At 47.4% G+C, this 19031-nt stretch carries 26 protein-coding genes and 1 tRNA gene; 10 read left to right on the top strand and 17 right to left on the bottom strand.

Features of this window, described 5'->3' with window-relative positions; translation table 11 throughout:
- Positions 1-98: 98 nt before the first annotated feature.
- Positions 99-185 (bottom strand) — tRNA-Ser (locus tag QGP82_RS30730).
- A gap of 108 nt (positions 186-293) precedes the next feature.
- Between QGP82_RS30730 and QGP82_RS30725 the strand changes: the two genes are divergently transcribed.
- The 7 genes from QGP82_RS30725 to QGP82_RS30695 all read left to right on the top strand — a co-directional run bounded on the left by QGP82_RS30725 (position 294) and on the right by QGP82_RS30695 (position 5555).
- A complete protein-coding gene (locus tag QGP82_RS30725) occupies positions 294-662 on the top strand; it encodes a 2Fe-2S iron-sulfur cluster-binding protein (protein ID WP_006518716.1) in 369 nt (122 codons plus the stop codon).
- 85 nt (positions 663-747) lie between these two features.
- On the top strand, positions 748-1581 hold the full coding sequence (locus tag QGP82_RS30720; RefSeq protein ID WP_499061915.1) for an inositol monophosphatase family protein: 834 nt from the start codon (positions 748-750) through the stop codon (positions 1579-1581).
- A gap of 138 nt (positions 1582-1719) precedes the next feature.
- Positions 1720-2676 carry a J domain-containing protein gene (locus QGP82_RS30715; RefSeq protein WP_499061914.1) on the top strand — a complete coding sequence of 319 codons (957 nt, stop codon included), beginning with the start codon at positions 1720-1722 and terminating at the stop codon, positions 2674-2676.
- Between the two features lie 74 nt (positions 2677-2750).
- Positions 2751-3959: an ATP phosphoribosyltransferase regulatory subunit gene (locus tag QGP82_RS30710; RefSeq protein WP_499061913.1), complete on the top strand. Its 1209-nt coding sequence runs from the start codon at positions 2751-2753 to the stop codon at positions 3957-3959.
- Positions 3960-4089: 130 nt separating this feature from the next.
- On the top strand, positions 4090-4317 hold the full coding sequence (locus tag QGP82_RS30705) for a ferredoxin family protein (protein WP_163671302.1): 228 nt from the start codon (positions 4090-4092) through the stop codon (positions 4315-4317).
- Between the two features lie 132 nt (positions 4318-4449).
- Complete coding sequence (locus tag QGP82_RS30700) at positions 4450-4737, top strand: HU family DNA-binding protein (RefSeq protein WP_431732058.1); 288 nt, start codon at positions 4450-4452, stop codon at positions 4735-4737.
- Between the two features lie 353 nt (positions 4738-5090).
- Entirely contained in the window at positions 5091-5555 is a 465-nt protein-coding gene (locus QGP82_RS30695; protein ID WP_499061912.1) for a hypothetical protein, read from the top strand.
- A 554-nt stretch (positions 5556-6109) separates the two neighbouring features.
- Here QGP82_RS30695 and QGP82_RS30690 read toward each other — a convergent pair.
- From QGP82_RS30690 to QGP82_RS30675, 4 genes are all read right to left on the bottom strand, one after another.
- Positions 6110-6340: a photosystem II protein, Psb35-related gene (locus QGP82_RS30690; protein WP_163671301.1), complete on the bottom strand. Its 231-nt coding sequence runs from the start codon at positions 6338-6340 to the stop codon at positions 6110-6112.
- A gap of 89 nt (positions 6341-6429) precedes the next feature.
- Entirely contained in the window at positions 6430-6600 is a 171-nt protein-coding gene (gene psb34 / locus QGP82_RS30685; RefSeq protein WP_163671300.1) for a photosystem II assembly protein Psb34, read from the bottom strand.
- A 615-nt stretch (positions 6601-7215) separates the two neighbouring features.
- Positions 7216-8127: a DUF5615 family PIN-like protein gene (locus tag QGP82_RS30680; RefSeq protein ID WP_431732041.1), complete on the bottom strand. Its 912-nt coding sequence runs from the start codon at positions 8125-8127 to the stop codon at positions 7216-7218.
- On the bottom strand, positions 8120-8440 hold the full coding sequence (locus QGP82_RS30675) for a DUF433 domain-containing protein (RefSeq protein ID WP_163671894.1): 321 nt from the start codon (positions 8438-8440) through the stop codon (positions 8120-8122). Before QGP82_RS30675 ends, QGP82_RS30680 begins: the two co-directional genes overlap by 8 nt.
- 70 nt (positions 8441-8510) lie before the next feature.
- Between QGP82_RS30675 and QGP82_RS30670 the strand changes: the two genes are divergently transcribed.
- Positions 8511-8681 carry a hypothetical protein gene (locus QGP82_RS30670; RefSeq protein ID WP_163671299.1) on the top strand — a complete coding sequence of 57 codons (171 nt, stop codon included), beginning with the start codon at positions 8511-8513 and terminating at the stop codon, positions 8679-8681.
- A 43-nt stretch (positions 8682-8724) separates the two neighbouring features.
- The gene (locus QGP82_RS30665; RefSeq protein ID WP_163696477.1) at positions 8725-8913 is read left to right on the top strand and encodes a hypothetical protein; all 189 of its coding nucleotides are present in this window, start codon (positions 8725-8727) and stop codon (positions 8911-8913) included.
- 148 nt (positions 8914-9061) lie between these two features.
- Here the strand turns inward: QGP82_RS30665 and QGP82_RS30660 are convergent, their stop codons facing one another.
- From QGP82_RS30660 to QGP82_RS30630, 7 genes are all read right to left on the bottom strand, one after another.
- Positions 9062-9889: a hypothetical protein gene (locus tag QGP82_RS30660; protein WP_499061911.1), complete on the bottom strand. Its 828-nt coding sequence runs from the start codon at positions 9887-9889 to the stop codon at positions 9062-9064.
- Between the two features lie 645 nt (positions 9890-10534).
- Positions 10535-10999, bottom strand: a complete 465-nt coding sequence (locus tag QGP82_RS30655; RefSeq protein ID WP_499061909.1) for a hypothetical protein — start codon at positions 10997-10999, stop codon at positions 10535-10537.
- 89 nt (positions 11000-11088) lie between these two features.
- Entirely contained in the window at positions 11089-11304 is a 216-nt protein-coding gene (locus tag QGP82_RS30650) for a hypothetical protein (protein ID WP_499061908.1), read from the bottom strand.
- 9 nt (positions 11305-11313) lie between these two features.
- Complete coding sequence (locus QGP82_RS30645) at positions 11314-11799, bottom strand: PIN domain-containing protein (protein WP_499061907.1); 486 nt, start codon at positions 11797-11799, stop codon at positions 11314-11316.
- Entirely contained in the window at positions 11789-12043 is a 255-nt protein-coding gene (locus QGP82_RS30640; RefSeq protein WP_163665898.1) for a UPF0175 family protein, read from the bottom strand. The genes QGP82_RS30645 and QGP82_RS30640 overlap by 11 nt, the downstream gene beginning before the upstream one ends.
- A gap of 259 nt (positions 12044-12302) precedes the next feature.
- Complete coding sequence (locus QGP82_RS30635) at positions 12303-13346, bottom strand: metal-dependent hydrolase (RefSeq protein ID WP_499061906.1); 1044 nt, start codon at positions 13344-13346, stop codon at positions 12303-12305.
- Positions 13343-13498, bottom strand: coding sequence for a hypothetical protein (locus QGP82_RS30630; RefSeq protein ID WP_499061905.1), 156 nt, complete (start codon positions 13496-13498; stop codon positions 13343-13345). Before QGP82_RS30630 ends, QGP82_RS30635 begins: the two co-directional genes overlap by 4 nt.
- A gap of 352 nt (positions 13499-13850) precedes the next feature.
- Here QGP82_RS30630 and QGP82_RS30625 point away from each other — a divergent pair, with 352 nt between their 5' ends.
- The gene (locus QGP82_RS30625) at positions 13851-15005 is read left to right on the top strand and encodes a pentapeptide repeat-containing protein (RefSeq protein ID WP_499061904.1); all 1155 of its coding nucleotides are present in this window, start codon (positions 13851-13853) and stop codon (positions 15003-15005) included.
- A gap of 44 nt (positions 15006-15049) precedes the next feature.
- On the opposite strand, the gene QGP82_RS30620 is transcribed toward QGP82_RS30625, so the two are convergent.
- From QGP82_RS30620 to QGP82_RS30600, 5 genes are all read right to left on the bottom strand, one after another.
- Positions 15050-15904 (bottom strand): hypothetical protein, encoded by an 855-nt coding sequence (locus tag QGP82_RS30620; protein WP_499061903.1) that lies wholly within the window; start codon positions 15902-15904, stop codon positions 15050-15052.
- On the bottom strand, positions 15877-16236 hold the full coding sequence (locus tag QGP82_RS30615; protein WP_499061902.1) for a hypothetical protein: 360 nt from the start codon (positions 16234-16236) through the stop codon (positions 15877-15879). Before QGP82_RS30615 ends, QGP82_RS30620 begins: the two co-directional genes overlap by 28 nt.
- 15 nt (positions 16237-16251) lie before the next feature.
- Entirely contained in the window at positions 16252-16425 is a 174-nt protein-coding gene (locus QGP82_RS30610) for a hypothetical protein (RefSeq protein WP_250565883.1), read from the bottom strand.
- A 203-nt stretch (positions 16426-16628) separates the two neighbouring features.
- Positions 16629-17969, bottom strand: coding sequence for a DNA adenine methylase (locus QGP82_RS30605; protein ID WP_499061901.1), 1341 nt, complete (start codon positions 17967-17969; stop codon positions 16629-16631).
- Between the two features lie 136 nt (positions 17970-18105).
- Positions 18106-18765: a hypothetical protein gene (locus tag QGP82_RS30600; RefSeq protein ID WP_499061900.1), complete on the bottom strand. Its 660-nt coding sequence runs from the start codon at positions 18763-18765 to the stop codon at positions 18106-18108.
- Positions 18766-19031 lie beyond the last annotated feature (266 nt).

Below are 19031 nucleotides of genomic sequence, written 5' to 3'. Positions count from 1 at the left end.
TTGTTTACAGACAGTAATTGCCTACAATTGTCTACAGCAATTGCCTGCAGATAACTACTAAGCAAATTTCTAAGCAAATTTAGATAAAATTTAGACAACGGAGAGAGAGGGATTCGAACCCTCGAATGAGTCACCCCATTACAGCATTTCCAGTGCTGCGCCTTCGACCACTCGGCCATCTCTCCAGGGATATTTTGGCCACGAGGATTAATTCCTTGTAGCCAAAATATACTAACAGAAAGTGGGACGTATTTCATGGGACGATTGCAAGGCACCGCTTCTTTTTTTGTTCAATGACCCAAACTCACAATATTTCTATCCATCACCGTCAGAAAAATTGCCATTACACAGCGCAAGTGCCTGACGATCACTACATCTTACATACAGCAGAAAATCAGGGTGTGGATCTCCCCTTTTCCTGTCGGAATGGCGCTTGCACTACCTGTGCTGTGCGAATCTTGTCCGGGGAAGTGGATCAGCCAGAAGCCATGGGCCTATCTCCCGCTTTGCGAGAAAAAGGGTATGCCCTTCTCTGTGTCAGCTATCCTCGTACCGACCTAGAGGTTGAAACCCAAGACGAAGACGAAGTCTATGAGCAGCAGTTTGGCCGTTACTTTGGCAAAGGTAAGGTGCGGGTTGGCTTGCCATTAGACGATGATTAGCGAAGACGGACATCGCTGCCTTTATCGATTCCCAAGAGCCGCATTAGAGCATCAGAGCCCGACCCCATAATTCCTAAAACCACCCATGAGCACTACCCCTGCCCCCGAAGACTTGCGGCGTTTTCTCGATGTCGCCACCGAAGCAGCCATGGCTGGTGGTGCTGTTTTGCAGAAATATTGGGGCAATCTGTCATCGGTCCAAGAAAAAGGACGGTCCGGCGATCTGGTGACTGAAGCAGATCGGGCGTCTGAAGTAGACGTACTGAACGTGATCAAACGTCATTTTCCTGACCATGCCATTTTGGCCGAAGAGTCTGGTCAACTTGGGCAGTGTGATAATCGTTTTCTCTGGGCCATTGATCCGCTAGATGGTACCACCAACTATGCCCATCAATACCCTCTGTGTGCGGTTTCCATTGGTTTGCTGGTGGCTGGGGTGCCCACGGTGGGTGTGGTATATAACCCAATTCTGAATGACCTCTATCGGGCCGCCAAAGGATTGGGTGCGACCCACAATCGTCAGCCCATGCAAGTATCGGCGACGGCTCAGCTGTCAGACAGTTTATTGGTGACCGGATTTGCCTACGATCGTAGAGAAACTAGTGACAATAACTATGCGGAATTCTGTCACTTAACCCATCTCACCCAGGGTGTGCGTCGAGGAGGGTCGGCATCCATTGATTTGGCCCATGTGGCCTGTGGGTGTTTGGATGGCTATTGGGAGCGGGGGTTATCTCCCTGGGACCTGGCAGCAGGCGCTGTCCTAGTGGAAGAAGCGGGTGGACAATTAAGTGCCTATGATGGCAGTCCCTTTGATATTTATTCCGGTCGATTGGTGGCTACCAATGGCCCGTTGCACCAGCTGATTGTTCAGGAATTGGCCAAGGTACAGCCACTGCCGCAGTTTAAGCCAGCATAATGCCTTCATATTTCTAATCTTCATATTTATGAGTTTTTCTAGACACAATCTGCATATGTTTGGCGTCAATCCCATCACAGGTATTAAATGCCAAGACGAATAAACTAAAATAAGTTGTCACAAACAGCGATCGCAAAGATGCAGGTAAACCGCGGACTATTCAAATTAGATCTAGTCGACCACCACGCAATTTTAGGGGTGCCTCTAGATGCTGATGCGAAGCAGGTGAGAAAGCGTTATCTCAAGATTGCGCGTAAGCTACACCCCGATAGTTTGCGAACTGCCACTGACGAACAGAAGCAGCAGGCTAGCGAATTGTTATCTAAGCTGGTCAACCCAGCCTATGAGGTCCTCAGTCAAGAAAAGTCCTCAGTGGAACATAAGGTGAGTTTGAAACTCAAGGGGCAGCAGCTTCAATCTCAGCCGTCTTTGCTGGCACTTTCCACAGATCACCTTAAGAAAGTTGCCAGTAGTAACAATATTGAATATGCCTATAGTAATGCTCTAAAACCGTTGGCTCTTGAACAGTATGAGTCCCTGGAGGATGTCGTTGATGCCATCGGTGAGATTAGCGAACTCAACGCTATTTATGTAATGCGCCAGGGGGGGGCTCCTGGTCAAATTGAGGCGGGTAAAGACCCCCAGCCCCCCACCCAAGAGGGTGGAGTGGCTGCCAACGATGAAAGCTCAGTAACGGTGATGTCTTCCCGTGAGCGTCGTGCCCAGCTGATTGAAAGCTTTATCAACCGGGCGAAGGAGTTTGAGTATAAGGGAAATTTCTCAAGGGCAATCATTGAGTTGAGAGAAGCCGTTAAAGCCCATCCTCAAAATCCCAAATGCCATGCTGAGCTAGGACGAATGTACATGCGTAGTAAGCAACTCACAATGGCCGGTATCCACGCTAAACGAGCGCTAGAGTTAGAACCCGATAACGAGATGGCCGCCGATGTGAAAAAGAAACTAGATACCTACAATAGGCGAAATCCTCCCCCGGATGCTCCTTCGACTGGTAAGCGCCCCAGTAAGGGACCTAAAAAGCCCAGTGGTGGCAGTGGCCTGTTTGGTGGTTTGTTTGGCGGCAAGAAACGTAAGTAGTTTGGAGCGCTAGTCTGTCATCCCCTTAAAGCTTTAAGCTGGTATAGCACTCAGAAACCGCAGCTAGTAAAGCTATGACCTACCAACCCCCCACGGGTGGACGCGATCTCTTCCCGGTAGATGTAGCGCAAAAGCGCTGGATTGAAGATCGTATTGAGGCCGTTTTTCAACGGTGGAGCTATCAACGGATTATTACGTCGACCGTTGAAAGCATGGATACACTGATGGCGGGCGGTGCGATTCAACAGTCTGAAGTGATCGAGCTCAACAGTCGAGGTGAACGATTGGGATTGCGACCTGAGCTTACAGCGTCGATTGCTCGGGCTGCAGTTACCCGCATTAGTAACTACCCCCAGCGGCTTTATTACCATGCCAATGTGTTTCGACGGTCGTCCACGGGTAGCCAGGGCGGGCAGCACGAGGCTTACCAGGCGGGGGTAGAGTTGTTGGGCGCGAGCGGCTCCCTGGCCGATGTAGAAGTCTTGCTGATTATGGCCGATTGCCTGAAGGCATTAGGGCTGGAGCATTGGCATTTGTTATTAAGTGAAGCGAGTTTAACCAGCTCGTTGCTAGAGCCGTTTCCGCCTGGGGTGCGGCAGCAGGTGAAGGTGGCGATCGCAAATCTAGACCGGGTCACCTTAGAAACCCTATCTCTATCCAATGATCTGAAGGCATTAGCCCTCAATATCATGGATTTACGCGGGGAGCCCCGTTCAGTGCTGACTAAAGTTAGCCAGCTTGATCTCAGCGCTCAGCAACGACAGAGCGTCAGCTCTCTAAAGAATCTGATTGACCTGTTGGAAAACACCCTAGAGAATCCGCCTCGGCTCGTGCTCGATCTGAGCCTAATGCAAACCTTTGAATACTACACAGGTGTTGTATTTGAAGCGGTGGTCCGCACCGAGCATACCTGTGAAGTGGTAGGTCAGGGGGGTCGCTATGATAACTTACTGAGCCTCTTCCACCCTGACCACAAGTCCTATCCAGGTGTGGGCTTTGTGCTCAATGGTGAAACCCTACAACAGATTCTGCAACCACACTTACCCGCTGTAGTGGCCGAGAGTGAGTGGCTAGTGGTTCCCATTAACCACTCAGCTGCCGCAGCTGCCATTACCCATGCCCAAACCCTGCGGCAGACAGATACCCTTACCCGAGTAGAGCTGAGCCTGGATCCATCCCTACCCGAGGATCAGCTACGTCAATTTGCTACCGAATGTAGAGTTGCCAATATTGCATGGGTATCAGCTCAAGGGGATGTCAAGGTAGAGAAGTTGACCGATTAACCCTAACTCACCCAGCACTCAGTCCAATCGCCCTTTAAGATAAACAAATGTAACTATTTATCCGTAGATCCTTCAAGTCTGTTGCCTGGATGGATGTACGTTTTTAAGAACAATTATTCCAAGGAGCGCCGTGGCCCATTCTATTGTTACTGACGTTTGTGAAGGCGTTGCTGATTGTGTTGATGCCTGCCCTGTAGCCTGTATTCACGAGGGTCCCAAGAAAAATAAGAAAGGGACTGACTGGTACTGGATCGACTTCGATGTGTGCATTGATTGTGGTATCTGTCTGCAGGTTTGCCCCGTAGAAGGCGCGATATTACCTGAAGAAAAACCTGATTTACAGAAAACCCCGGTTTAATTTGAGCTAATGTAGGCTCAGTTTAAAAAACGAAGGCGTTTATGATGCGGAAACCTCTGTATCATGGACGTTTTAGTTGGTTTAGTACTTGTGTTCGATTTGGACCTGTGCTAAAAATACCTGGAAGTATTGATTTCTCTTGCTATGAACAAAGGTGAACTGTTAGATACTGTGGCTGAAAAGGCCGGTGTTTCAAAGAAGGTTGCAGATGCTGTTGTATCCGCAACCATTGATTCCATTATGGAGGCTGTTTCCGGCGGTGATAAGGTGACCCTAGTGGGGTTCGGTAGCTTTGAACCTCGCGATCGCAAACAGCGGGAAGGTCGCAATCCCAAGACTGGTGAAACTATGACCATCCCCGCGACAACAGTACCTGCCTTCTCTGCAGGTAAAGCATTCAAGGAAAAAGTTGCTGCCTAAGATAGAAAAATCCGATTCAGGTCAAAGGCTGTAGTCTGAGACCAAAGCTTCAGTTAAAACGGTGTAGCTATTAAAGCTATACCGTTTTATTTTGGCTAAAACTCTCTTCAGCCATGGGCTGCGCATATAGCTATTGCTATTTATAGCGTTCAGCAATACCCGATGTTGTGAACTATGGGTACCAATCCATAAATTCTGAGCCAGCATTCAGAGAGCTACTAGATTGAGCACAGTAGAAAGAAATGCTTAAGCTTGATTCTCATTCATATCAAGTTGTTATGTTTTGACGCTTTATGGGCATTTTGGGACGAACTGGGGTAGCCAGTGTTGCTGTCCTAGTTTGTGAATCTGATATGAGTTCGGAGTGCACTATCCGTATGCAGCATCTAGAGTACGTTCAAGTGTTCCAGGACAATAGACCCATAGCAGCAGGGGTAAAATTACCGTCAGGTCAGTTTGCCCTCAGCTGGTTTGGTCTTTGTCATAGTCATGGGGTGTTTCCTAGCTTTGAAATCTTTAAGGCAATGCAGGATAAACGTCCTGGGCGAACTGTTGAAACAATGGATGCCCCTTTAACCACAGCCGGCTATGCGAGAACGTTCTATCTACAGCGTAATGAAGACTGGAGCGGTATCAGTGGTACAGGCTTAGTGGCTGTAGGGTTTGAGTTTGATCGTTGGGTGATGCTCCACTGGCTTGACCCCCACGGCTCTACATTTTGGTATGAGAGTGTTGCCATGGTAGAGCGCGTTCATGGTCACGAAGGGCGAACAGTCATTGCCCGATGCTTAACTCCCAGCATGAGCCACGCCCGATAATGTTTGTCGCCACCTCTCCGCACTGCCCCCGCTCTGTGATACCTGCGCTCCTGTATATCGCGACTATTACTCCTCCACAGGGGGCATGGCAACAAAGCCAAGAATAGTCTCGGAAAGCTTGTCAGCCATTACCAGAAGGCCTTGATCATCAGGGCGTACCATCCCTTCCCAATGTCTACTGTCTTGACTTAGCTCAAGTTGAATAGGGGCATTGTTGATAAAAGTAATGCCATTCTCTCACCGTAGACAAACTCTACGAATCGTTGAGGAATTTCTGTGACAGGTTGTTCTGGGCCAGTTAGAAGAACTTCTGTAGAGACCTAATATCCTTGCTTAACCTTATGGCTAATCAGAATACTCACTGTAGTGAGTCCAAGGAATAAGACTAGCCAGGCTCACTTTTTCTACAATGTCATTGCTCCAAGGCGACTACCTCAGATCATAAATTAAAGGTTGTTTGACATTCTGTAAAAAGTTAGGACATTAGCCCAGGAAATCTCCTGTTTGCTAATGCCCTTCAAACTAAACTTTAGTGAAACTTGAAATTAGCATAATTAGCTGTTAGCAGCTTTGCTAGTGTAAGCATCACCACCAAATTGATAAACACGTTCGTTGAAATCAGTTTCCCGACCGGTGACCAGTTTGGCCAGATTCTCAAAGCCTTCAGAGTTCCAGTTGCGTTCGTGGATAGGCTTAGACTGCTCTCCGAAGAAGTAGGCTTGGGTTCCAATAATGGATGCGGCTACCCAACCAACAATAATGACAGCTAATAAGATACCAAACATAATTTTGTCTCCTTACTTGAAAGTGTGTCGTGAAGTAGTCAAGCGTTGACTATCAATCACACGTTGACTATCAATACTGTTTACGTGATCTAGCTAACGCCTAGTGCAGTCAGCATCAGTACGCTGATCAGTAAGACGGCTATACCCCCCTGGAGCATGTAACGACGCTGTTGCTCAGGTGCGGGATAGGAAGCTAGGTACATTTCAGGCTCTGTGGCGTAGTTATTGAGCTGCCCGGATTCGTTAATGGTGGTGTACATAATGCGATGTCCTTTAAGTGGCTGTTCTTATGTAAACCAATGTAACGCAGATTATTACAAATTGCAAATTAGCTTGACAAAAATGATTTTGTTAGAAATTTGCATCAAGGCTATGGATTGACGTGCAACATCGTGGCAAGCCAGGCTCACTGCTTTAGATGGGTAGCTTGCTAGGTATTGACTGGAATTTAAGGATTGCTGTTATGGCTTGTAGCGTGCTAAACAGTGCCAGCCGTCATTGAGCGATCTCATTCTTGTCTAGGCATACCCCGTGCTAGCGAATAAAAATCGCTTTTACCGATCCTCTGCGGTATTGGATTGTTTTTTCCGATTGCGTCGTTTACCCGCACAATTTGCCAGCATCGAAAGTATCGATGATGTCTTCTCGATAAAATATAAGTAGAGCAATATAAGTAGAGCAAAAACTAACTGCGTGGCCAATGAAGCAACAGAGCCATCAAGAAACGCTTAGCGAAGAGCAACACATCTCCTTCGAAATGCTGTTTATTCCTTTATGAGCCAACGCCCCTGGTGGCGGCGATGTCCCCCATTTTCTGGCATATACTGCGAATTACATCATTAATTCTGAGCAGTCTTCAGAAACAGAAACCTTACTCACTTTTGACGTTTCAGGCTCAGCCCTAATAACGGCAAAATTGTCATGCCAACTAAACCGAGAGGCTCGGGAACAGACGTAGGGCCGTCCTCCACAAAATCATCGGTCAGGAAAAAAGCTGCTTCTGAACCACTATTTACCCACTCCTTACCGTCCCGTCGGCTATGAGCATTTCCAGGGATACCAAAGGGAGAAGACCAGGCCCAATTCACATTTCTAATCGAAAGCCAGTAAGTATCATTCGGGGTGAGTTCTAAAGCTGGAATCCTAGCCGAATACTTGAATACAGGATCAAAGCCGGCTAGACCGCAACAACTCAGTTCAGTCTCTTGTTGTCGTCCCACATCACCGAGATTGAGTGAAAAGAAGGGGGTAGGTCCAGGGGCCGCATCCTCCTCATAGATTTCAATCGTAAAGTTATCTACTTCTGGAATTTCATTGTAGATGCCAAACCAATGAATATCCGTAATAATGTTGTTGCCGTCACTTAAGCGGAAATCATCGGCTGCTGAAAGGCCAAAATTAAAATCGCTTATTAGCGCATTAGTTACACTCCCCCTGTCGAGGAAGCCATTATCACCCAACACGCCATTATCAAAAATTACGCCTGCTTGAGCTTGAGTTGAAAAACCACTAGCCGTAGCTACTCCAAGAGCAGCTAGGCCAAACTTTATTAGTCTTTGCATTGTTTTGCAGTAAATAGCAACTGTATGGAAAGACGAACAAGCATTCTTGATGGTTCCATTACAGGATTGTCTATTATTTTTGGTGGCGTAGGTGAGGACGTCTGCGTCGGGTATGCCTTGGTTGGCTTGGTCTGCGTCGTAGGAGGTGAGGACGTCGTAGCCGAGATTGCGGAGGAGGACCACCATGTCGATGGGGAAGTTTTCGTTGGAGTAGAGATCAACCATGGACTAGGTCGTCCTGGATAATTTGGTCGATTTCGTTTTGGTTTTCTTGATAGTAGGCCCAGGCGGCGTCGAGGTCTGCAGGGATAAGGCTGGGGTAGTTGCGTAGGAGTTCTTCGGTGTCGGCTCCTTGTTTATGGAAGGAGACGAGAGTCCAGACGGGGATGCGGGTGTTGCGGATGCGGGCTTGGCCGCCACAGACGCCAGGTGTTTGTTGAATGGTGCGGGCATGGAGTTTGGTGCGCAGCAGCTTGTTTTCCTCGGGGGTGAGGGATTCAATGACTTGGATGAGGGAGTCGATCAGCTGGGTATTCATGGGATACTCCGCAGCACTGGCCTGGTCGGTTGTCTTGATATATGTGGCTTTCAAATGATAACGGGATTTTATGGGGCTTGGGTCTTGGACTGCTGGAACCGTGGACCATCAGGGCCGATTTCTAGATGCCATTCGGGGTGATTTTGGATGGCGGTGCGGACGCCTTTGCGGCAGGTGGGACTTTGCCAGAGCATTTGGTAACGTTGCAGGCGCTGGTCTGGGGTTTCGGGTTCTGGGTTGATGGGTTCTAACTTTTGCTGGGTTTGGTGTTGGCCTTCTAGCCATTGGAGGTATTCGCTGTAGAGGCGATTGCCGTATTTGCGAATGAAGATTTTCTGTGGAGTGATAAGACTGGCCTACCTGTTGATAGCTATACCGACGACGAGGTTAAGGAAACTGCAGAGAAAGTCTTTCGACATGTTTTCAAGGTTTACCCTGTACTACCATCACCTTTCTATACAGCGGCTGCTTAAGTGGACAGAAGGCCTTTGGGAAGTGCGATGCACCCCCCACCCCTAAAACGGCACCACTACATCCCGCAACGCAATAAACCGCAGCGCCGGTTCCGACAGCCGTGCCGCTAGCAAATGTGGCTTATCCACTACCGTCTACAAAAAAGTATCAGAAAAAATCGGATATGCTGTAGTTCTCTGACAGAAAATATTCTAATTCTTTTATTCTTATTCGTAAACTTTCTAATCCTTCTCTCCCAGTTTGAATTTCTTGGTTTAATTTCTCAATATCAGTAAAACTTAAAATCTTGAAGCCGAATACGGTTCTTACTACATTCTCATTAATTTTCACCAAGGGAACGACGTAACGCATCGTGTTATCTCTTTGTGTACCTTCATACCGTGAGTATGTGCGTGACTCACTTGTCCATTTTTGTTGATTAACCTCTTTTGAGGCTTCATCATCTAACTTCCAAAGCGGTTTCTTTTCTGCTCTTGCTTGTGTCAGCAACTCACTCCATTGTTGCTGAACCTTATGGGTAGAGAAGTTATACTTTGCGTAGTCTAATGCCCTAAATAGATACTTTTGCTGTGCTAAAGGTAATGAACTATCAAAGCAAATATCAGGAGTTGTGATTTCTATTAAACTTCTACAAGTAACTGTTTTATGACCAATATTTCGAAAGGTTTTAGTTAATTCTGTAGCAGAGAGTGGCAGCGATCTCTCAACTCTTCGAAAGCGTTCAGAAAAGTCACATGTCACCGATGAAAAATTTCGAATTGCTACCCTGAGCATAGAAACGTCAAAATTATTTTGAGGCGATTTGCTATATTTTTCAAATACTAGGAGTAATTTTTCTGATTTGACTTCAATATGTTTGATTGAGTCATATAGAGATATCAAAGTTCGAATGGATGTGTTTTTATTGTCAGCACTTCTTCCACTAATTATGTCGTATATGAATTCATTTAAGATATCTAATGTAAAATTAAACATGAGTTGAATAAATATTTTCTTTAGTTTGATAACTAACGTTAGAATGGTGTGGTCGCATAAGGAGGCAATCGCTATTTAGCAACCGCTAATTTTCAATAATTCCTCTGTCATTAAATTGGATGCTGACATATTTTTGTTGATTGACATAACTTGACAGAAAATTGTTGCGAAGTATCATGACGCCCTATCTTTGTATTTAGATGACCAGAGCGTTGTTCGCTGCTGCCAAAATATAGCGCATCACCTGTTGCAACTCTTGTATCTGGACCTGATGATTAATTTTAATCATGACTAGAGCTACTGTTGTGAAAAGAGTTTATTGACGCGCTCGCATCGCTGAGAAACAGGTATACGCCCCAATAATGGCTGATAAAATAAAGGTGTTATATCCTCAAAAGAGACAGCTACGAACACTCGCAAGAGATGTGTGTTCAGCAGAGTAAATGATTCCAAAATGCATAGCGCCTGCAAAAAATCCTAGGGATAGTAATCCAACAAGCAGTGTTCCACCAATCATCAGCCAGCCTGTTTTTGGAGGACGTCTGCTAGGAATATTCCATAGGTTTCCTACTCCCCCACGAATACAACAAGATAGCTTGTAACGACTTATTAAACCGCCGATTTACCAGGGCCCCATCCACCCGCTTACGCGGCGGAATAAGCGCCTGTGAGTTTCCGCTCAAATCTAATTGGGAGGCGGTCTCTTCCTGGTTGGGTGCCTCGTTCTTCCACCAATTCAAAAAAGCCATGGGCTTCGTTCTGTTCCTGGGGTGTAAATCCTAAAAGTTGTTCTAATCCTGTTTTGATTAGCTCTAGACCATCGGGATACATCAAAAACGCATCTAGAATACCGGCACGAGATTCGTAGTCCCAACGGTCTGGGGTGAAATTAAAACTGTTTAATACCAGCATGTAGGCATCTAAACAGCTTTCGTAGCTGACCTGGGCAGAGAAATGAGCTAATGCCTTAATCCAGGTGACTTTATAGCGACGGTCCCCAAATTGTTTGACGTCTTGAACGTAGTTTTTGGACTGCGTCACCACACCACTGGCCTCGTTAAACCGGGTCCAGGCGTTCCAAACTCGTTTTTTTAGTTCGAGCAGCTTCATCGTGACGTAAGTTGGCTTTGGCTCTAGGATACCGTTAGTTTTGGGATTGCCATAGCGGTTTGAGAACTATTGTGTAGCAGTGCTGAGTCTTACGAACCAGACATGCCGCTGTCCTGACTGCGTCGTTGCTCGATTTGGTTAAAGATGTCATCAACGGTGAAGTTATCCAGCAGTTGATGGCGGGTTTGGGTATAGTCACCGGAGCCAGTGTCAAATTGGCGCAGAAATCGAATCATGCCGTCAAAGCCTAGGGCGTTGACTAGGGCTTCGTAGCCGATTCGATTAATTTCAGAAAGGGACATCATCGATAAACCTTATTCACCAGCTTGTTGTTTGAGCAACTGGACTAAACTCTCAGAAAGCCATAGGCCAGCATTTTGCAAAGATTGAATCGGTTCTGCAACAGATGGAATAATGCCTCTGCGTTTGGCAAGTACGATTATTCCGCCTGTTCCCAGTGTGGGAATTTTGAGGCTTACAGCACAGCGACGAGCGGCGGCGTCATCGAGGAGGGCGGTGTAATCAGAATGGGCCAGGGCATAGCTGAGGACTTCTGACTCACCAGCTCCCAGATCCCAAGCCGATACTTTTGGGGCAATAGTGATGGTTTCCAGTCGATTAGCCCAAGTCGCTTGAGGTAAGCTTTGGGCTGCAATGTCGTTTTTGCAAGCGGTTACTTCACGCCATACAGCAGGAGGGACGCTTACCTGACCGAATAGCTGAGGCAATAGGTCAGCGAGCTGGCTTTTGTAGAGGGTAATCAGAGGAGATGCATTAATGATGACGTGTTTAATCGGCATTACTGAGTTCTTGGCTTAAGTCAGCTTCGGTGTACTGAAACGGGGATACCTGATAGCGGGAAAGTGCCTGGATAAAGTCAGCACGGGTTAATCCTGCGATTTCGGCAGCTTTGCCTTGGGAAACTTGTTCCAGTTCGTACCATTTGACAGCGGCAGCGATACGCATTTCTTGGGCAAATTCGTCAGGTGTTTTGCGTAGGGCCGAGAAGGCGGTGTCAGGAAGGTTGAGGGTGATGCTGGTCATGGGGTTAGTTTGTGGGGTGTGGGTCTATGCTAACGGACCTATCCCTGGGCGTTTAAGTCTTTGTTAGTAATGATGCCGTGGGTATCGCGGTTGACGTTCAAGATTGGCCCCCTTCCAGGCGGCGCTGTTTTAGATGGCCGTAGGTATCTAGCTCGGCCTGGATTCTAGCTTGTCGCGCAACATCCTGGCGGGTGGAGAAGGTTTAGTCGGCTATTTGAATGGTTGGCTGTCTAGATAGTTGGATGCTCAATATGTTCTGCTAGCTGAGCGAAGTCGAAGCTACACCCCAACCAGCGCCCCCTTCGACTCCGCTCAGGGGACGCCTATTTCCTAAGGTGATAATAAGAGTCACGGATTCACCAGATACGGCTATGGTTTCCAGCTGCCGCCCGTCGCTAACAATCTGGATCTCCTCTGGAAAATCAACAACAATCGAACCGCTGAGATAAATGCTGTTACCAGGATAGGAATTCATCAGATTTCCCAACGCTGTAGCTATGTCTTGATCATTCAGTGTGAGAGTCTTTGTTGATCGCTGTATTAGTTCACCTGCCTTAGTCGTGAGCTTTTCAGCAATGATACTTTCACCTGTTTTATAAACACCTTGACCATCTGTGACGATAAATTCCGAGCCTTCATTGCCGAGAATCAAATGGCTGCCAGTGGCGTCTGTACGGTCATGACTCCATACGCCGATAATATCGGCATACACCTCGGCGGTGGCTGCATTATGGTTATAGGTTGCGATCGCACCATCTCGCAGTCCCAAACCTTGATTTACCTGGGTTTGCACACTACCTGCACCTGCCAGCCATAGGCCAGTGACCAAAATCGCGATGGCAATGGAGAGTACCCAATATTCACCGGGGCCACCTGTACAGATTCTGCGTTTAGGATTGCCAATGCTGATAGCCCACACTGGAACCGGCCAAAATAGCTGGACTCCTTGACGGGTGAAGCAATCGGCAAAGCAGGCCAACACATGACCCAATGGCAACGCTAGCCATGGTTTTATTGCCCCTAGCGCAAACCCTATTCCTAGGGATATCGCAGTGAGCGTGACCGTGGCCACTAAGGAATGGGTGATGGATCGATGGGGATAGCGGTCTTCAATCCATGAGCTGATGGGAAAGCAGATTTGGCCGATCAGACTGGTGGTGGTATCGATATCGGGCAGCTGAGAGCCTAATACTGCCAACCCTAACGGTAGAGGAGCCGCTGTACCTAGGAATAGGGATACGCCTGCGGTTGCGATTCTCCAGGGGAGAGGCTTTGCCAACGCAGCATGGGTAATCGCCATCATTGGCCTAAACCATAGCGCCAGGAAAGCCCCACCACCAAAATCATCGCACTGATAATCAACGGCAACCGCTCTAGCCAGAGCGGCGCTGGTGACGGGGCAAAATGTAGAGCCATACCCAGCGTTTTCACCGCTTCCTGAATCGCCTGGTTCATTTTCGCTTCACTGGCAAACTGACGATGCTCCAACAGAGCGTTGAGCTATCGTCCATCGCCTGTTTTTCTGCGTCACTCATCCACTCGGGATAGTCGATCTTAATCGTCGTAGGGCTCCATCGTCGCAGTCGGTGTGGGACAGCCCTAAGTTGCCCAGGGATGAGGGTTAGGTTGGGATTGAGGGAGTTGCGATATTGCAATAAGTGACGGCTGATAGTAAAAATCTAGCAACTGGTAGCTAAACAATTTTTCCGTGTTGCTATGCTCCGGTTTTCATTCACACCTACATGCCTACAACACAAATAGAAGTAATGCTACAGATAGAAATATATGGCTTTGAGCAAGGATAACAATGTTTGGAAAACTGTTTGCAGAAGTACTGGTAAGGCTATTTTTCCTGGGAGAGTTTCTTGAGGAAAAGTTTCAGGATTTTATAAATAAACATCGAACACCAATTATCTTTGGCCTTATTGCAATTAGCATCCAGGTTTTAGTAGTGATGGTAATCGTAGATAACTGGGCTGATTGGACTGGATTTGGAAAGGGAGACGCAATAGAAATTGGCATCAAAAGGGATAAGAGCGGAGACATTGTTTCCATTGCAACATCAGAACCAGGAAAAACACTTTGGGACTGGCTCAGTTTACTGGGAGTGCCATTATCCATTGCGGTACTTGGTATTTACTACCAACGGAAGGAACAAAAGCGTATTGCCGATAATGAAAAAGAGGAGATTTTACAAACCTACTATGACCGCTTGTCATCTTTGATAATAGAAAAAAACCTATTAGCAATATCAACGAGAGTTTATGAGAATCCCAAAACATTAGTTACCATCGCCCCTTATAAAAATCTACAGGTCAAGCATCCCATCCCAACAGATGAAGAACGGGAGTTAGTAACGACTGCTATGGATGTCATTCGTGCTAGAACATTATCTATCCTTCGAAGACTTAAAGATGATCCAGTGAGAAAAGAAGCTGTCATCCAGTTTTTGTTAGACGTTGATATTTTGGGCAAAACCATATTTAATCTAAGCCATGCCGATCTCAGTGGGATAAATTTCGTATTCTTAGACACTGGCAAGGCTCAATTCAGCGATATCAACCTAGAATTTGCCAATCTTCGCAATGCTAATCTTCGTGGCATTAACCTGAGCGGGACTAAACTCAGTGGGGCAGACCTGAGCGGTTCTAAACTCGGTGGAGCAGACCTAAGTAATGCCAGCCTGGTCTATGCCAAACTCAGAGACACTGGGCTAATGGAAGCTAACCTTAGCTATGCAGACCTCAGAGGTGCAGACCTTAGAGATGCTTTCCTGTTCGACGCAAATCTCAGTAACGCTAACCTTAGCGGAGCTAAAGTTGGAGGAAGTGGTGGTGGTCTTGAGATGGCCAAACTATGCCGTACAACTCTCCCAAAATCCTTTTTTCTCAAATTCTTAGACAGCAATCGCGACTGCGAACGACTAGGCATCAACCCGGAAACCGAAAAACACACCAGATAGTCTTTACTTTTTAATCAGAAATTTGAGAAACATGAGAGTGTGTCTTATTGTCCTAACCGCTTCCTCGCACCTCGCACCTGACCAACCTGCTTCAACGTCATCCCCGCAATCAATGCCACACCACCAAAGATATACAAACTCTTATTCCGCGTTCCCATTCCAATAAATCGCACCACCCCAAACGCCATCAAACAGGCGATCAGAATCGGCATAATCACCACATACTGAGTGTGCTGAGGACTAGCCCCACGATTCAATCCAAGCCGCTCATTACGGATCACCTTACGCGCCAGCATCGGATTCCGTCCGGCCAACGGCTGCAGCTCCGCCAACCGAGACCGACTCAACTGCAACCCCATCCGCTCCGCCTCGGCCTGCATCGTCTCGCGGATCAACTTATCGCTGGGCAGCTCTAACTCAACCTCCAGCATCTCCAAGAAAATATCCCGGCCAGGATTCGCCGCTGCAAAGCAGATGACCTTTACGCCATTTGAGATCGCATCCTCCAACCAATACCTCACCCCCGTCGTCAACCGCTTTGCCTCAGGGAAAATCAGCAACGTCTGAGAGCCAATATTTTCAGCGATTTCATCCTTGAGCGCATCCATGGTCATTGCCTTTTCACCAACTGGCTCACCCTCCTTGTTGTACCTCGGCTCAGTCGTTGGGATATCTAACTGTTCAGCTATGGAGACGAAAAACTTCTTACCACTGCCCTTATAAATAGCGGTTGCGATCTCATACTCACCCCCATAATGCTTGGCCAGGTCCTGGGGCATCGTCCCCACCATGCCCAACTCAGCCAGTACCAAAACGCTGCTACCCGAATCGATAGCAGCGCACACATGCTTAAACCCCTCGGTTGTCTGCCCTAAGCCACCTGCATCTGCTGGCGGCATTGATTCAGAAGGTTTTCCGCCACCTCCTGAGCATTGAACTTTGGGACAGTGACCGTCCGCACATGGTCAACCTTAGCCTTAGCGGTAGGATGCAAATCCTCATAGGTCATGCGGCTAGCCATCGCCATCACCACCTGTTGCCCTGCCGTGAGCCGCTGAGCCGCAAGCTCAGAAGCCTCCAGATACAGCGCTTCCATATCTAACCCCTGGGCTGGATTGATTTCCTCAACGGTTTGCTCAGTGACCTGTCCCAATTCGCCACCATCGGCAACAGCCAGCGCCGCCGGTTGCTCATCAACCTCAAAAGCCTCAATCTTTCCACCAGCAACCACATGCTTACGGAGCGATCAGATTAAATTTTCCTGCTCAGAATTTAGAAATGCCTTACCCGTAGAATCCTTCTCAGCCGTGATACCCAAATGCTTCAGATAAGCATAGTAATCATCCTTTTTAATACCAAGCTGGTCCTGCAAAACAGTCGGACGAATCTGGTGCTCAACGGTAGAATTCTGCTCAGTCATGGAAAAAGTTTCTTTTCTCAGCTCCCATATTATGAAAAGCTCTGAGAAAAAAAAGTCACAGCCATTTCCCCGAATTCTGGTAAAGATTCTGTGAATCACCAGAAAAAAAGTTTTCTCATAATATTAATTATGAATGGCAATAAATCCGTAGGTAATTAACAAAAATAATTCTGTTTGTTCTGGATAGAATCTAAAAAAGCTGTCTACACTCCTCCAGTTCTACTATTACCTAATAAGCTCTGAACTGATTTTGAAAGCTTTTTCTTGCCCTTCACCACATATCTCAATATCTCCAGCGCTGGGCAGTTCTCCGCCAGCATTCGGGACACTTCAGACAGTTTTGAAGTACTTACGTACTCGGTAATCCGACCCTGGGGAGAATCCCACCGATAGTAGTAGCTGATACTCGGCGTCTTCCGTTTTCGATTGCCAGTGCGAGTCTCCAGCCAGCCGCTAGCTTGCCCTTTCTGATTATGCTTTCTGTGCTTAGACTTACTGCTGTCAGTGATTACCGACGTTGCTGTAGTCGGAGGCTGCTGTCGACAGTTTTTTGATGTCACAGCATTCCAGAGGTGGTACGCCGTGATCGGCTCCCCGTTTGTATGAGCGTGAATCTCAATCAAACCGTCAGATCTAACTAAGCTAGGAGCCCAAACACACTTGTTGCCAAAGGATAAAGGCACATAAATCCGTTCACCTGCAGTGGGCTTAAGCCAAAGGCATTCTGTCCGTAACCCCTGACTAGTCTGGATTTGTTTCTTGACACAGCGCCAGCCTGGATACAGCTCAGCGTAAAGAGCAGATTCATAGCCGCTGAGTACCACCATCCCCTGCGCATCATGTAGCTGCTCAGCTAGATGCCGATGGCCGTCATCATCCATTTCATAGGCATACTGCCGTCTGGGGGCTCCATTAATGTGGCGTGTGTCCTTACTGCCGCGCGTACTCTGCACATAGGGCGGATCAATATAGAACAGTGTTTCTGGACTGTCGTATACTGCGATCGCAACCTCAGCTAAATCATGCGTGATTTGTACATTTGCCAACCGTTGAGAAACGGCCATCAGATAATCACAGTCCTGGCTTTGCACCAGGCGCAATCGTTCCTCACTCGTGCCACTGCTCCAGCGCCCGCCCCCATTGCTAAAACTCATCTGACAAAAGAGATAGAAACGCCTCGCTCGCTCGAAAGCATTTCCTTCGATTACCATGCATCGTTTGAACTCATCCCGTGTTTTAGGCGACGCATTCAGCGCTGCGATTAATTCCTGTGGCCAATCTTTCAAAACCTCAAAGAAATTCGTCACCCCCAGATTGCGCTCGTTAAGTACATCTACAGCAGCTGGGCGCTTGCGTAAGCCAACACTAAAAGCGCCCGCATACGGCTCACAGTAGATCCGATGCTCTGGAAAATGCTGCAAAATCCATGGAGCCAATCGCCACTTTCCACCGAAGTAACGCAGTGCCGGACGCTCAATCGTTCCCCCAGAACAGGGATTCGGCATTTCATCCGGTTCTACCTTTGGCCGAGTTCTTATTAGCATCAATCCTCTCCAGCCTGAGTTAGCCTTTTTGCACTCGCTTTGAATGCCCGTTTTTGGCCCATAGATCTCAGGTCACAGTGCTGGGGGATTTAATTTAACAGAACGCCATAATCGCTCAATGAAAATGTTGATTAGCCTAATTACTTGGTGGTAATTGCTCTGGCTGGGCTTGTTCTACTTGGATTGTGGGTAGTGGCACATTTAGGGTTTCAGCTAGTTGGGCTAGGTCAGCAGCAAAACCTGTAGTATCAATGGTGAGGGCAGTTGCGATCGCAGCCAATCGTTTCAAACGCCGACCAATACGGCCTGGGTCCGGCTCTGCCTTAGCCAGGTCACCCTCTAAATCATCCAGCGTATCGAGGACGTCATCCTTTTGCTCATCAGGGAAAGCCTGGGCATGCTCTCGGAGAGCCGTAATTAAACGAGTAATATCCGCAGCGCTGGAACCATAGTTGTTAATGGTCCCGCCAGTTTGGTCACCTTCAACATTGCCGCCGATATAACCACCAGCAAATTGAGCACCACGAAAATCATACTTAGGACTTTCAGACATAGGGGGCCTCGCAGCTAACATCTCAGTTATCTTCATCAAATTTGCACTCTGTTCTCGGTAAGCGACAATCTCGCCGTCTTTGGTTTGTAGTTCAGCTCGGTAGCGTTCCTCAATGAACGCTAATTTGGTTTCATAGATTTCTTTCGCACTGCTTTCTATAGCTGGCTTATCAGCACCTTCAGCTCCTTCTAAGCGAATAACAAAAGCCCTACCTTGTTTTCTTTCGATAGCCTGAATAGACAAATTATTGTCAGCGTATTGACTGCAAAGGCTTTGAAAAGTCTGGTAAAACACTTGCCAATTGATGCCGTCTTTGAAAATGAGATCGATCGTGTTTGAAGCCTGCTGAAATAGAACTGCAAACTCACCGGTCTTGAAAGTGTGAAGTGAACCCCTGAATTTGGACAGTAAAATCAGATGATAGCAAGTCTAGACTGACATGTATCAATCTGAGACATCCTACAATTCCTTCCTCCACTTTTCCTCAAATTCGCTGGGTGTCAAATAGC

The organism is Leptothoe sp. LEGE 181152 (assembly GCF_032906605.1).
Taxonomy (GTDB): Bacteria; Cyanobacteriota; Cyanobacteriia; order Phormidesmidales; family Phormidesmidaceae; genus Leptothoe; species Leptothoe turfae.
Note: the sequence above shows the minus strand (reverse complement) of the source record. Positions and strands in the feature narration are given on the sequence as shown.